10 protein-coding genes are annotated in these 14153 nt (G+C 62.6%); 4 read left to right on the forward strand and 6 right to left on the reverse strand.

Annotation, left to right across the window (positions count from 1 at the left end):
• Positions 1 to 169 precede the first annotated feature (169 nt).
• The 3 genes from HX866_RS29990 to HX866_RS30000 all read right to left on the reverse strand — a co-directional run bounded on the left by HX866_RS29990 (position 170) and on the right by HX866_RS30000 (position 3710).
• Positions 170 to 2047 carry an MFS transporter gene (locus tag HX866_RS29990; protein WP_177140995.1) on the reverse strand — a complete coding sequence of 626 codons (1878 nt, stop codon included), beginning with the start codon at positions 2045 to 2047 and terminating at the stop codon, positions 170 to 172.
• Positions 2048 to 2138: 91 nt separating this feature from the next.
• Positions 2139 to 3293, reverse strand: a complete 1155-nt coding sequence (locus HX866_RS29995; protein ID WP_177098356.1) for a TDT family transporter — start codon at positions 3291 to 3293, stop codon at positions 2139 to 2141.
• Between the two features lie 105 nt (positions 3294 to 3398).
• The gene (locus HX866_RS30000; RefSeq protein ID WP_177098357.1) at positions 3399 to 3710 is read right to left on the reverse strand and encodes a cupin domain-containing protein; all 312 of its coding nucleotides are present in this window, start codon (positions 3708 to 3710) and stop codon (positions 3399 to 3401) included.
• A 173-nt stretch (positions 3711 to 3883) separates the two neighbouring features.
• On the opposite strand from HX866_RS30000, the gene HX866_RS30005 reads away from it, so the two are divergent.
• Positions 3884 to 4840 carry a GlxA family transcriptional regulator gene (locus HX866_RS30005; protein ID WP_177098358.1) on the forward strand — a complete coding sequence of 319 codons (957 nt, stop codon included), beginning with the start codon at positions 3884 to 3886 and terminating at the stop codon, positions 4838 to 4840.
• A 213-nt stretch (positions 4841 to 5053) separates the two neighbouring features.
• On the opposite strand, the gene HX866_RS30010 is transcribed toward HX866_RS30005, so the two are convergent.
• Positions 5054 to 5815, reverse strand: a complete 762-nt coding sequence (locus HX866_RS30010) for a hypothetical protein (protein WP_177098359.1) — start codon at positions 5813 to 5815, stop codon at positions 5054 to 5056.
• An 89-nt stretch (positions 5816 to 5904) separates the two neighbouring features.
• The gene (locus HX866_RS30015) at positions 5905 to 7101 is read right to left on the reverse strand and encodes an MFS transporter (protein WP_177140996.1); all 1197 of its coding nucleotides are present in this window, start codon (positions 7099 to 7101) and stop codon (positions 5905 to 5907) included.
• Between the two features lie 90 nt (positions 7102 to 7191).
• Here HX866_RS30015 and HX866_RS30020 point away from each other — a divergent pair, with 90 nt between their 5' ends.
• From HX866_RS30020 to HX866_RS30030, 3 genes are all read left to right on the forward strand, one after another.
• Positions 7192 to 7743, forward strand: a complete 552-nt coding sequence (locus HX866_RS30020) for a TetR/AcrR family transcriptional regulator (protein WP_177105776.1) — start codon at positions 7192 to 7194, stop codon at positions 7741 to 7743.
• 463 nt (positions 7744 to 8206) lie between these two features.
• A complete protein-coding gene (locus HX866_RS30025; RefSeq protein WP_177098362.1) occupies positions 8207 to 8695 on the forward strand; it encodes an REP-associated tyrosine transposase in 489 nt (162 codons plus the stop codon).
• A 325-nt stretch (positions 8696 to 9020) separates the two neighbouring features.
• Complete coding sequence (locus tag HX866_RS30030) at positions 9021 to 12491, forward strand: hybrid sensor histidine kinase/response regulator (protein ID WP_177140997.1); 3471 nt, start codon at positions 9021 to 9023, stop codon at positions 12489 to 12491.
• Positions 12492 to 12502: 11 nt separating this feature from the next.
• On the opposite strand, the gene rmuC is transcribed toward HX866_RS30030, so the two are convergent.
• Positions 12503 to 13867: a DNA recombination protein RmuC gene (gene rmuC, locus HX866_RS30035; protein ID WP_177098402.1), complete on the reverse strand. Its 1365-nt coding sequence runs from the start codon at positions 13865 to 13867 to the stop codon at positions 12503 to 12505.
• Positions 13868 to 14153: the final 286 nt, after the last annotated feature.

The following is a 14153-nucleotide window of genomic DNA, read 5'->3' on the forward strand; positions in this document are numbered from 1 at the left end:
GGCAAGCCAGCTCCTACAGAGACCTCGGCAGCACGATATTTTTGTGGTGAAACGCGGTCCCGTGGGAGCCGGCTTGCTGGCGATGGCGTCAGCAAGGACAGCGCCAGACCCAAGGGCCTCATCGCCGGCAAGCCAGCTCCTACAAGGGATTTGCGTTCGGCCTGAAACACTATGGCCGGACCATCCCGCGCAACTGCAACACCTGTTCACGCAGTTGCTCCGGCACCGCCACCTCGGCCCCGACCGGCGCTCCCGCCACCAGGGTCACCCGCGACCACAGGCGCCGGAACAGGCCCTTGCCCGGATCACGGCTGAAGAAACTACCCCACAAGCCTTGCAACGCCAGCGGAATCACCGGCACCGGGGTCTCCTCCAGCACGCGGGTCATGCCGCCCTTGAACTCGTTGATCTCACCATCGGTGGTCAACTTGCCCTCAGGGAAGATGCACACCAACTCACCCTCCTTCAGGTACTCGGCAATCTTGCGGAACGCACGCTCATAGATCTCCAGATCTTCACTGCGCCCGGCAATCGGAATCGCCCCGGCCGTACGGAAGATGAAATTGAGCACCGGCAAACGGTAGATCTTGTAATACATCACAAACCGAATCGGCCGCCGCACCGCACCACCGATCAGCAGCGCATCGACAAACGACACATGGTTGCAGACCAGCAAGGCCGGTCCCTCATCGGGAATCAACTCCAGGTTGCGGTGCTCGACGCGGTACATGGAATGGCTGAGCAGCCAGATCATGAAACGCATGCTGAACTCGGGCACGATCTTGAAGATGTAGGTGTTGACCGCGATATTCATCACCGACACCACCAGGAACAATTCCGGGATCGACAGCTTCGCCACGCTCAACAGCAGGATCGAGACAATGGCTGAAACCACCATGAACAACGCATTGAGGATGTTGTTGGCGGCAATCACCCGGGCCCGCTCGTTCTCGGCGGTCCGCGACTGGATCAAGGCATACAACGGCACGATATAGAAGCCGCCGAACACCCCCAGCCCGAGGATATCCACCAGCACCCACCAGGCCTGGTGATAACCAAGGATCGCCAGCCAGTCGTTGGCCTGCACGTTCTGCGGCAGGTTGCCGGAATGCCACCACAACAACAGGCCGAACAGCGTCAGCCCGAACGAGCCGAAGGGCACCAGGCCGATCTCCACCTTGCGTCCCGACAACCGCTCGCAGAGCATGGAGCCGGCGGCGATGCCCACGGAAAACACGGTGAGGATCAGCGTCACCACGGTTTCATCACCGTACAGCCACTCCTTGGCGTACGCCGGGATCTGCGTCAAATAGATCGCCCCGACAAACCAGAACCAGGAGTTGCCGACAATCGACCGCGATACCGCCGGCGTCTGCCCCAGGCCCAGGCGCAAGGTGGCCCAGGACTGGCTGAAGATATTCCAGTTCAGGCGCATCTGCGGGCTCGCCGCCGCTGCCCGGGGAATGCTGCGGCTGGCCAGGTAACCCAGCACCGCCACCAGCACAATGGCCGAGGACACGATGGGCGCGTAGTGCGCCGAAGACATCATCACCCCGGCACCGATGGTCCCCGCCAGGATCGCCAGGAAGGTGCCCATTTCCACCAGGCCGTTGCCTCCCACCAGCTCGTCTTCAGCCAGGGCCTGGGGCAGGATCGAATATTTGACCGGTCCGAACAGCGCCGAATGCGTGCCCATGGCGAACAACGTCACCAACATCAACGACAGGTGATCGAACACAAAGCCCACGGCACCGACCGCCATGATCGCGATTTCACCCAGTTTGATCACCCGGATCAGCGCGTCCTTGGCGAACTTTTCGCCGAACTGTCCGGCCAGGGCCGAGAACAGGAAGAACGGCAGGATGAACAGCAAGGCACAGAGGTTCACCCAGATACCGCGATCCCCGGTGAGGGCGAGCTTGTAGAGGATGGCGAGGATCAACGACTGCTTGAACAGGTTGTCGTTGAACGCTCCGAGGGACTGCGTGACGAAGAACGGCAGGAAGCGCCGTGTACGCAGCAGGCTGAACTGTGAGGGGTGACTCATCTTCCCTGTACCTGAGTGGCGCCGAGAGCGGCTTTCTTGTTGGAAGGCGGATCACCACCCCCGGGCCACAACCTTACCTAAAATCAGGCAACTATTTCGCTATTCCTGCCAGGCAAGGTGAAACAAACAGCTCGCCTTTATAGGCACCGCGCAGGGTTTTCGAACCGACAATCAGCCAGAGCACCGCGAGCAAGGCCACCAGCACCATGCCAAAACCGCTGAAGAAGCCCAGGTGCAAGGTGCTGCCCAACTTCAAGGTCGCCAGGGAGTAGACACCCAAGGGGAAGGTGTAGCCCCACCAGCCGAGATTGAACGGGATGCCCCGACGCAGATAACGCAGGGTGATCAACACGGCCATCAGCATCCACCACAGGCCGAAGCCCCAGAGAATGATGCCGGCGATCAGGCCCAGGCCGCTGGCGATCTCGCCCATACCCGACAGGCCGTTGGCGGCGAAAATCGCTGGCGAGTCCGCCCCCAGCACCAACATGCCCAACGCACCGGTGCCGATCGGGCCCAAGGCCAACCAGCTCGAAGCAGCCATGTTTTCATGGGGCAGTTTGTGCAGGGCCATGCGCAGCAGCAGGATCACCAGGATGCTGAACGCTACCGGCACCGAAAAAGCCCAGAGCACGTAGCTGGTAATCAACACGTTGAACTGCATATGGGTATCGAGCAGGTGCGGCGCCAGCAGACCACCGCTGGCCGCCGCCACCTCGGCAGCCACCACCGGCAGCAGCCAGACCGCCGTCATCTGGTCGATGCTGTGCTCCTGGCGGGTGAACATCATGTAGGGAATCAGCACGCCGCAGGCCAGGGACATCGCCACGTCGATCCACCACAGCACTTCGGCCACCTGCACGGCGTTGTCGCCCCAGTGCGGCACGCCAAACATCAGGAAACCGTTGATGATGGTCGCCAGCCCCATGGGAATGGTGCCGAAGAACATCGAGACCGTGGAATGCCCGAAAATCCGCCGCGCTTCATGGAAGAACAACACCCAGCGCGCGCCGTAGAGCAGGCTGAACAGCGTGAACAGCAGGATATTGAACAGCCACAGGCCTTCGGCAAACGCCTTCAGGCCCGGGACTTCAACCGGCAGTTGAGCCAAGGCCAGGGCCAGGACACCGGTGCCCATGGTGGCAGCGAACCAGTTGGGGGTGAACTGGCGAATGACTTCGCGAGGGTGCTGGAGGTGGCCTAAAGGCCGGTTTCCGGGTTTGACGCTATTGGGGCACGTTTGCATGACTGACTCCTGTCCTCAGGTGAGGTTGCAGCCATCATAGAACCGGATCGAATATCCATATAACGGGTAATTTCTCTAACTGTTATCTATTTTGTAGATAAGCGATCATGGACTGCCTTCGGTTTCGATCACCAGCACCCGCGCCTCGCCCAAGGGTTCGGCCAGGTGCTCACAGCCTGTTTCAGCATAGAAGATATCGCCGACTTCCAGCACCACGGCCTGCTCGATTCCGTCCTTGCGATAACGCATGCGGACCTGCCCATCGAGCACCACAAACACCTCCTGCCCGTCATTGACGTGCCAGATATAGGGCTGGTCGGTCCAGTGCAAGCGGGTGCTGATACCGTTCATGCTGGCAATGTCCAGCGCTGCCCAGGGACGGCTGCCGGTAAAGTCACGGCTGCGGGTCATGGTCATGGACGTTGCAACCTCGGCTGATTGGAGGTCGGGATTGAAGAAGGGGGCATGGCCTGGGTCCTTGCTGAGTCGATGTGAGGGCTCATGATTGCCCGCCGCCCACTCATTAATAAGTGGCCCGAAAGACAATCTTCGATAAGATCAGGCCAAATCGCTGCCCGAGCCCAGAGCCGATGACCACGATCTCTATCGCTGTAGTCGCCTTCAACGGCATCAGCCCCTTCCATTTGTCCGTCCCCACACTGGTGTTCGACGGGCAGTGCGACGGTATCGAGATGCCGCGCTTTTCCTTGAAAGTCTGCGGCTTCGAACCGGGCCCACTGAGCACCTCGGCAGGTTTCGACATCCAGGTTCACCATGGGCTTGAAGTGCTGGAGCAGGCCGACGTGATCATCATGCCGTCCTGGCGCGACACCGAAGAACGGCCGCCCGAGCCCTTGCTGGAAGCGCTGCGCCAGGCACACGGCAAAGGCACGCGGATCGTCGGCCTGTGCCTGGGGGCCTTTGTCCTTGCCGAGGCCGGGCTGCTGGACGGACGCAAGGCCACCACCCATTGGAACTGGGCCGCGACCTTTGCCCGTAAATACCCCCGGGTGCTGCTGGATGCCGATGTGCTGTATGCCGAGTCCGGGCACCTGCTGACCTCGGCCGGCACCGCCGCCGGCCTGGATTGCTGCCTGTACCTGATGCAACAACTGTGCGGTGCCGAGGTCACGCACAAGGTGGCCCGGCGCCTGGTGGTTGCGCCCCATCGTTCGGGTGGACAGGCGCAGTTTATCGAGCGTCCCCTGGCCCTGGCCGGTGAGCAGGATCGCATGGGACAACTGTTGCAATGGCTCGGGCGAAACTTCACCCGCAGCCACTCCGTGGATGAGCTGGCGGACCGGGCGGCGATGAGTCGTCGGTCATTCACCCGGCACTTCAAGCAACTGACCGGGACCACGGTTGGCCAGTGGTTGTTGGGGCAACGTTTGAGTCATGCCCAGCGTCTGCTGGAAAGCAGCACCCAGAGCATTGAAGCCATTGCCCTGGAAGCCGGGTTCGGCACAGCTCTGTCATTGCGCCAGCATTTCAACGCCTCGCTGCGGATTTCCCCGTCGGCTTATCGGGCGCAGTTTGTCGGGCGCTGAGATGATCACCGCTCAACCAACATCGAACGCAGCCCCCTTGTAGGAGCGAGCTTGCTCGCGATGGACGTTAACGATAACGCGGCATTTGCTGAGCGAATGCGGCGCTCTCAGATCCATCGCGAGCAAGCTCGCTCCTACAAAATCCTCTTGGCCCTGCGCCTACGAGTTATGCGACGTTTCCAATAGTCCATTTCCCTGGCGGATATTGATGACTCACTCCACAAACAGGCGCAAACCGCCGAAAGAAGCTCGCGTATCCGCCCCTCGCTCCAAACGATAAAGATCCAGTTGGGACTCCTTGCGCAACCAAGTGGCATCCAACACCGGCTCCGCACTTGGCGGCGGTCGCTTGATCTCATCGCCCCGCACCAACGCACTGCGCAAAATCGCAAAGCGCGCCCTGTTGATATGCCCGCCGGAACCATAAGTACCGGCCTTGCCCAGCCTCGCAGCAACCCCGGTTTCCGCGCCGAACCAACCGCCGCCGATACCTAGGCGCGCCATGATAAAGACAGGATCGCGAAGAATCGCCGCACAGGTCTGGATCAACTCGATAAACCCCTGGGTCGCGATATCCATGGCCTCCAGACCATGCAATCGGGCAATGCGTTTGCCGATCCACACACCGCCGGTCTTGAGCAGCAATGCATCGACACAGTCATGGGCCAGCTCGACTCGGCGTCGCGGATCGGACTCGTGCAACAGTGCCCGCCTGAGGGTGTGCAGAACAAAGGCCATCGGCACCGCGCCCTGGGGTCGCATCCGCCGCGAGGGCAGTACATGGCAGAGCAATTGGTGCAGGCCGAACAGGCTCTCGGGCTGCAGGAACAAACGGGCCTGGGCGGACAGCGGTTGCCAGGCCACCTCCTGCAACAGGCCGAGCATTTGCGTCAGGTCCGCTGACTGGAGCCTCAGGGCAAGCTGAGTGGACGCCGGCAATGGCGCGCGGATGCCGGAGTGTGTGGGAGTCGTCATGGGCCGCCGTGGTCATTCCGGTAAAAGACCCCAGTCTGACCAGCGCCCAGCCGTCGATCTTGCAATAACCGATCAGCCGGCTGACCGGCTCAGGCCACCAGATCGCGGACCGGGCGCCGCCACAACAACATCAGCAAGGCCCCCAGGGCCAGCCCGATCAACATCGCGCCATAGCCATCGGTCGTCGCGATCAGGCCGAAACCGCGGCTGAGATTGCCCGCCAGCAACGCTGGAACACAGAAGGCCAGGTAGCTCAGTGCATAAAACGCCGACATCAGCCCCGCCCGCTCATGGGGCAAGGCCAGTGGCACCACGCTACGCAACGCCCCGAGAAAACCCGAGCCGAAGCCGCTGCCCGCCACCAGGGTGGCGAAGATAAACAGCGGGAGACTGGCAGTGTGCACGGCCAGCAGAATCAAACTGACACCGATGGCCAGCAGCACGGCGCCCAGGCGCAGGGTCTTTTGCGCCTCACGATTGCGCTGCATGAAGATCGCCAGTACCCCGCTGAGGGTCAGCACCGCCACCAGCACGCCGCCGATCAGGTTGGAGGTCGAACCGGTCGCGGCGCGCACCAGCGAAGGCGCGAGCGACAGGTAAAAACCGCCCATGGCCCAGACCGCGACGTCCACCGGTAGCGCTATCCACAGGGCTTTGCGCGCTTGCGGCGGTACGTGCAGGGTCGGGCGCAACGACGCCAGGGCGCCGGGCTGCGCACTGACCGTTTCCGGCAAGCGCCAGACATAAGCCGCCTGCACCACCAGCAAGCCGAACAGAATCCAGTACACCAACTGCATGGGGTGTGGTGCGAATTCCGCCAGCAGGCCGGAGCCTAGACCACCGCAGGCCATCCCCAGCAAGGGCGCCAGGCTGTTGATCAACGGGCCCTTGCGGTTGTCGTTGTCCAGCAGGGACGCACCCAGTACGCTGGTCGCCATGCCGGTGGCAAAGCCTTGCAGCGCCCGGGCGGCGATCAGCAACACAGCACTGTCAGCCGAGATAAACAGCGCCATCGCGCCGAGATCCAGCAACAGTGCGGCAAAGATCACCGGCCGCCGGCCCAGATGGTCGGACAACGAACCCACGGTCAACAGCGCGGCCAAAAGGCTCAGGGCGTAGACCCCGAAGATCAGCGTCAGGGTCGCAGCGGAAAACTGCAGGGTTTCCTGATACAGATGGTACAAGGGCGTCGGCGCGCTGGAGGCGGCCAGAAAGGTCAGCAGGGTAATCGACAGAAACACCTGGCTGCCACGATTGGAAACCGGCGCTTCGAGGCTATTGGACATGGGCACGCTCCACAAAAGCTAAATTATTGCTTTTGCGGAGTGTGCTACTGCCTTTCGCTTAAAGCAAATTCTTTGTGTTAAGGTTTTGGCATGGCGATCAAAGAAAGTATCCGTCCGGGCGGCCGCAGTGCCCGGGTGCAGGAATCGATTCACGCGGCGGTCAATGCCCTTCTCGACGAGCAGGAGCGCGCGAGCCTGACGGTCCCGCAGATCGCGGCGCGGGCCGGGGTCACGCCTTCGACCATCTATCGGCGCTGGGGTGATCTGTCGGCGTTGCTGGCGGACGTGGCTTTTGCCCGCATGCGCCCGGATGCAGATCCGGCCGACACGGGCAGCTTGCGTGGCGATCTGCGGGCGTGGGCCGAGCAGTATCTGGACGAAATGAGTTCGGCGCCGGGTCGTCAGTTGATGCGTGATGTGCAATGCAGCGCCAGCACCGGTTATTGCACGGAGATTCTCGGCGGGCAGTTGCAGGCGATTCTTGATCGTTACCCGGATGAGGCGCTGCCCAGCGTCGACCGGTTGCTCAACCTGATCGTTGCCCCGACGGTGTTCCGGGTGTTGTTTGCCAATACGCCATTGAGTGTCGAGGAATTGCATCGGCAGATTGAGCTGGCGTTGCTGCCCGCCAAAGGCCCTTGAACCTTGCGACGCCCTCTCGGCCGCCATCGCCAGCAAGCCGGCTCCCACAAGTAAGGGCGTACACCACAGGGGTATCGTCGTGCACAGCTTCCGTGGGAGCTGGCTTCCCAGCGATGAGGCCCTTGAGCCTTGCGACGCCCTCCCGGCCGCCATCGCCAGCAAGCCGGCTCCCACAAGTAAGGGCGTACACCTCAAGGGTATCGTCGTGCACAGCTTCCGTGGGAGCTGGCTTGCCAGCGATGAGGCCCTTGAGCCTGGCGACGCCCTCTCGGCCGCCATCGCCAGCAAGCCGGCCCCCACAGGATCGCGTCTCACCGCAAAATATCGCGCGGCCACGGCCCCTGAACCGACTCGCTGGCGATAACGGTGGTCAATACACATCCGGAACCAGAGTTGTTCGGCCTGCCTGCTTATCGCGTACTAGCTTTTCTAGTGACTCCCACGCTGACAGGAGGGCAACGGATTGCCCACATCACCTCACTCCAACCGGCTGCGCGCTGGGCGCTATTCACAGTCCGGGCAGATCTATCTACTGACCGCCGTCATTGAAGATCGCCACCCGCTTCTCGCCGATTGGCCGGTGGGCCGGTTGCTGGTGCAGCAGTTTCGCCAGGCACAAGCTGAAGGCCGGGTCGACTCTCTGAGCTGGGTCGTCATGCCGGATCACTTCCACTGGCTGATCGAGCTTAAAAACAGCACCTTGCCGGAGCTTATGCTCGCGACCAAGTCGAGAAGTGCACGACAGATCAATGCCCGCTTGGGACGCTCGGGAAGGCTTTGGCAAAAAGGTTTTCACGATCGTGCGATTCGCCGCGAAGAGAATTTACTGGCGGTCGCCCGCTATATCGTCGCCAACCCGCTACGCGCCGGTTTGGTGAAACGGGTACAGGATTATCCATTATGGGATGCAGTATGGCTGGAAGATGTGGATTGCAGGGAGGGACGGCGGTAGGCCCGGCATCGCTGCGATGCGGTGCCCCGACAAGCCAGCGCCTACGGAGGCCTCGGCAATACGATATTTTTGTGGTGAGACACAATTCTGTAGGAGCCGGCTTGCTGGCGATGGCGGCCAGATAAGCGCCGCAAGACTCAAGGGCCTCATCGCTGGCAAGCCAGCTCCTACGAAAGCCTCGGCAATACGATATTTTTGTGGTGAGACACAATCCTGCAACGCCCAGGGCTGCGACCTTGGTCGACACTGACGCCGCCCGGCCATCGTGCGAGACTGTAGCGCCAGGGCCGGACTGCCCTCGGGATGTCTTTTGCCGGGAGTTTCCATGTCGCTGTCCAGCGGGCTGATCGCCGCCGTCGCCCTGGCCTATATGGCCGTTATGTTCGCCATCGCCTTTTATGGTGACCGCCGCAGCGCGCCCCTGCCACCCCGCGTGCGAGCCTGGGTGTACAGCCTGTCGCTGGCCGTCTATTGCACCAGCTGGACCTTCTTCGGCGCGGTCGGCCAGGCCGCCGACCAGCTCTGGGCGTTCCTGCCGATCTACCTCGGCCCCGTGCTGTTGCTGGTGTTGGCGCCCTGGGTCCTGCAAAAGATGGTGCTGATCAGCAAACAGGAAAATATCACCTCCATCGCCGACTTCATCGCCGCCCGCTATGGCAAGTCGCAGTCCCTGGCGGTGGTGGTGGCGCTGATCTGCCTGGTCGGTGTGCTGCCCTACATCGCCCTGCAACTCAAGGCCATCGTCCTCGGCGTCAACCTGTTGATCGGCGCCGGTGCCGACGCCATGGGCGTGCGCGCCCAGGACACGGCGCTGGTGGTGTCGCTGATCCTGGCGCTGTTCACCATCGTCTTCGGGACCCGCAACCTCGACGCCACCGAACACCACCGCGGCATGGTGCTGGCCATCGCCTTCGAATCCCTGGTCAAGCTGTTTGCCTTTCTCGCCGTCGGAGCCTTCGTCACCTACGGCCTGTATGACGGTTTCGACGACCTGTTCAACCAGGCCAGAACCTCGGCGCTGCTGGCCGAATACTGGGAAGAAACGGTCAACTGGCCGTCCATGGTGGTACAGACCGGCGTGGCGATGATGGCAATCATCTGCCTGCCCCGGCAGTTCCACGTCACCGTGGTGGAAAACATCGAGCCCCAGGACCTGCGCCTGGCCAAGTGGGTGTTCCCCGCCTACCTGATCCTGGCGGCGCTGTTCGTGGTCCCCATCGCCCTCGCCGGGCGCATGATGTTGCCCGTCGATGTCTTGCGCGATTCCTACGTCATCAGCCTGCCCCTGGCCCAGGCCCATCCGGCGCTGGCCTTGTTGGCCTTTATCGGCGGCGCCTCGGCGGCCACCGGCATGGTGATTGTCGCCAGTGTCGCGCTGTCGACCATGGTCTCCAACGACATGCTGCTGCCCTGGCTGCTGCGCCGGCAGAACTCCGAGCGGCCGTTCGAAGTATTCCGCCACTGGATGCTCTCGGTACGCCGGGTCAGCATCGTTGCCATTTTGCTGCTGGCCTATGTCAGCTACCGCCTGCTGGGCTCGACCGCGAGCCTGGCGACCATCGGCCAGATCGCCTTCGCCGCCGTGACCCAACTGGCGCCAGCCATGCTTGGCGCGCTGTACTGGAAACAGGCGAACCGTCGAGGTGTGTTTGCGGGTATCGCCGGCGGGACCTTCCTCTGGTTCTACACCCTGATCCTGCCGATCGCCGCCCACAGCCTGGGCTGGTCACTGAACAGTTTCCCAGGGCTGGCCTGGCTGCACGGCAACCCGCTGAACCTGCCCATCAGCCCGCTGACCCAGGGCGTGGTGCTGTCACTGGCGGGCAATTTCACCCTGTTCGCCTGGGTCTCGGTGCTGTCGCGCACGCGGGTCTCCGAGCACTGGCAGGCCGGACGTTTTATCGGCCAGGAACTCAACGCCCGCCCCGGCGCCCGCTCGATGCTGGCGGTGCAGATCGAAGACCTGCTGACCCTCGCCGCGCGCTTTGTCGGCGAAGAACGCGCGCGCCAGAGCTTTATCCGTTTCGCCTATCGCCAGGGCAAGGGTTTCAACCCGAACCAGAACGCCGACAGCGACTGGATCGCCCATACCGAACGCCTGCTGGCCGGGGTACTCGGGGCTTCCTCGACCCGAGCAGTGGTGAAAGCGGCCATCGAAGGGCGGGAAATGCAACTCGAAGATGTCGTCCGGATCGCCGACGAAGCCTCCGAAGTGCTGCAGTTCAACCGCGCGTTGCTGCAAGGCGCCATCGAAAACATTACCCAGGGCATCAGCGTGGTCGACCCGTCCCTGAAGCTGGTGGCCTGGAACCGGCGTTACCTGGAACTGTTCAATTACCCGGACGGCCTGATCAGCGTCGGCCGGCCGATTGCCGACATCATCCGCTACAACGCCGAGCGCGGTTTATGCGGTCCCGGCGAGGCTGAAGTGCACGTCGCCCGGCGCCTGCACTGGATGCGTCAGGGCCGTGCGCACACCTCGGAACGGCTGTTCCCCAATGGCCGGGTGATCGAGCTGATCGGCAACCCGATGCCCGGTGGCGGTTTTGTCATGAGCTTCACCGACATCACCGCGTTCCGCGAGGCCGAAAAAGCCCTCACCGAAGCCAACGAGGGCCTGGAACAGCGCGTCACCGAACGGACCCACGAACTGTCGCAACTGAACGTCGCCCTGACCGAGGCCAAGGGCACGGCGGAGTCGGCCAATCAGTCCAAGACCCGCTTTCTCGCGGCGGTCAGCCACGACCTGATGCAGCCGCTGAACGCCGCCCGCCTGTTCTCCGCCGCCCTCTCCCACCAGGACGACAGCCTGTCCCGGGAAGCCCAGCAACTGGTCCAGCACCTGGACAGCTCGCTACGCTCGGCCGAAGACCTGATCAGCGACCTGCTGGATATCTCGCGCCTGGAGAACGGCAAGATCACACCGAACCCGCAGTCCTTTGTCCTCAATGATCTGTTCGACACCCTCGGCGCGGAATTCAAGGCCCTGGCCCAGGAACAGGGCATGACCTTCCGGGTTCGCGGCAGCCGCTTGCCGGTGAACAGCGACATCAAGCTGTTGCGGCGGATCCTGCAAAACTTCCTGACCAATGCCTTCCGCTACGCCAAGGGCCCGGTCCTGCTCGGGGTACGGCGCCAGGGCGGGCAACTGTCGTTGGAGGTCTGGGACCGCGGGCCGGGCATTCCAGAGGACAAGCGCCAAGTGATTTTCGAGGAATTCAAACGCCTCGACAGCCACCAGACTCGCGCCGAAAAAGGCCTGGGGTTGGGCCTGGCGATTGCCGACGGGCTGTGCCGGGTGCTCGGGCATCGCCTGCAAGTGCGCTCCTGGCCAGGGCGTGGCAGCGTGTTCAGCGTCAACGTGCCGATTGCCAGCCAGTCAGCGAGTGCGTCCGGCCAGATCGCCGCCGTTAACGGCCAGGCGTTGAGTGGTGCCCAGGTGTTATGCGTGGATAACGAAGACAGCATTCTGATCGGCATGCACAGCCTGCTGACCCGCTGGGGCTGCCGGGTTTCGACCGCACGCAATCGCGAGGAATGCGCCGCCTTGCTCGATGGCGGCCTGCGTCCGCAACTGGCACTGGTGGACTATCACCTGGATGACGGCGAGACCGGCACCGGCTTGATGACCTGGATGCGCACACGCCTGGCGGAGCCGCTGCCGGGCGTGGTGATCAGCGCCGACCTGCGCCCGGAGACCGTCGCGCAGGTGCATGGGGCGGGATTGGAATACCTGGCCAAGCCGGTGAAACCGGCGGCGCTGCGGGCCTTGTTGAGCCGGCACCTGCCTCTTTGAACGCGGACTGATTACTCCGGCAACTGCAGCACGCCGTCTTCGTCGGTCATCGCCCGCTCCAGCAGCTCCGTCGGCAGGCTCTTGCTCGCCCGTGCGCCCAACAGCTTGAGTTGCTCGCTGCGGCTGACCAGGTTGCCACGTCCATCTGTCAGCTTGTTGCGGGCGGCGGCGTAGGCCTTGTCCAGTTGCTGGAGGCGATTGCCGACCTCGTCCAGGTCCTGGATAAACAACACGAACTTGTCGTACAGCCAACCGGCGCGCTCGGCGATTTCCCGGGCGTTCTGGCTCTGACGCTCCTGCTTCCAGAGGCTGTCGATCACCCGCAAGGTGGCGAGCAGAGTGGTCGGACTGACAATCACGATATTGCGGTCGAAGGCTTCCTGGAACAGGTTCGGCTCAGCCTGCAAGGCCGCCGAAAACGCCGCTTCGATGGGCACGAAAAGCAAGACGAAATCCAGGCTGTGCAGACCCTCCAGACGCTTGTAGTCCTTGCCGGCAAGGCCTTTCACATGATTGCGCAGCGACAGCACATGCTGCTTGAGCGCCGCCTGGCCGATCGCCTCGTCATCGGCGCCGACGTATTGTTGGTAGGCCGTCAGGCTGACCTTGGAATCCACCACCACCTGCTTGTCACCCGGCAACAGAATCAGCACATCCGGCTGGAAACGCTCGCCGTCCGGCCCTTTCAGGCTGACCTGGGTCTGGTACTCGCGGCCCTTTTCCAACCCGGCATGCTCCAGCACACGCTCGAGAATCAACTCGCCCCAGTTACCCTGGGTTTTCTGGCCCTTGAGCGCCCGAGTCAGGTTGGTCGCCTCATCGCTCAGGCGCAGGTTCAGCTGTTGCAGGCGCTCCAGTTCCTTGCCCAGGGAGAAGCGCTCGCGGGCTTCCTGTTGATAACTTTCTTCCACGCGTTTTTCGAAAGACTGGATACGTTCCTTCAACGGGTCGAGCAATTGTCCGAGGCGTTGCTGGCTGTTTTCGGCAAACCGCGCCTCGCGCTCATCGAAGATCTTTCCGGCCAGTTCGGCAAACTGCGCACGCAGTTCGTCCCGCGAACCCTGCAGGTCGTCCAGGCGCTGCTGATGGCTGTCCTGTTGTTCCCGCAGCTCGGCACTCAAGGACGCCGCCTGGGCATCCAGACGACGCAGCTCGGCCTCTTTCTGGGCGCGCTCGAGGTTCCAGGCATGGGAGGCGTCACGGCCGTTATCACGCTCGACCTGCAACAACTCGACTTCCCGGCGCAACGCCGCCAGTTCCGCCTGCTTGACCGCATTGGCCTGACTCAGGTCGCTGACCTCGTCACGGCAGGCATCCAACTGCGCGTTAAGACCGTCCTGCCCCAAGCGGACGCCGCTCAAACGCTCGTCCAACAGCGCCAACTCGGCCTGGGCAGCGCTCGCCCGGCGCTGCAACTGCCAGGCCAGTGCCAGCAACGGCAACGCCGCGCCCGCCAAACCGAGCAAGAGACTGGTCAGATCCAACGCCATAAGGACTCCCGAGGTGCCAACGAAGTGTAAAAAATCAAGGGTAACCAACGTGATCGGCCAGGGACAGGTCGAGCCGAGTAGAAATCGTATCGGGCCTGAACAGGGACAAGAGCGCCAAGGGAAATTTCATGTGGCATTGCACGCCAGATCGCGGGGCGCGCCACTCTACGCT

This window comes from Pseudomonas gingeri (assembly GCF_013386165.1).
Taxonomy (GTDB): domain Bacteria; phylum Pseudomonadota; class Gammaproteobacteria; order Pseudomonadales; family Pseudomonadaceae; genus Aquipseudomonas; species Aquipseudomonas gingeri_C.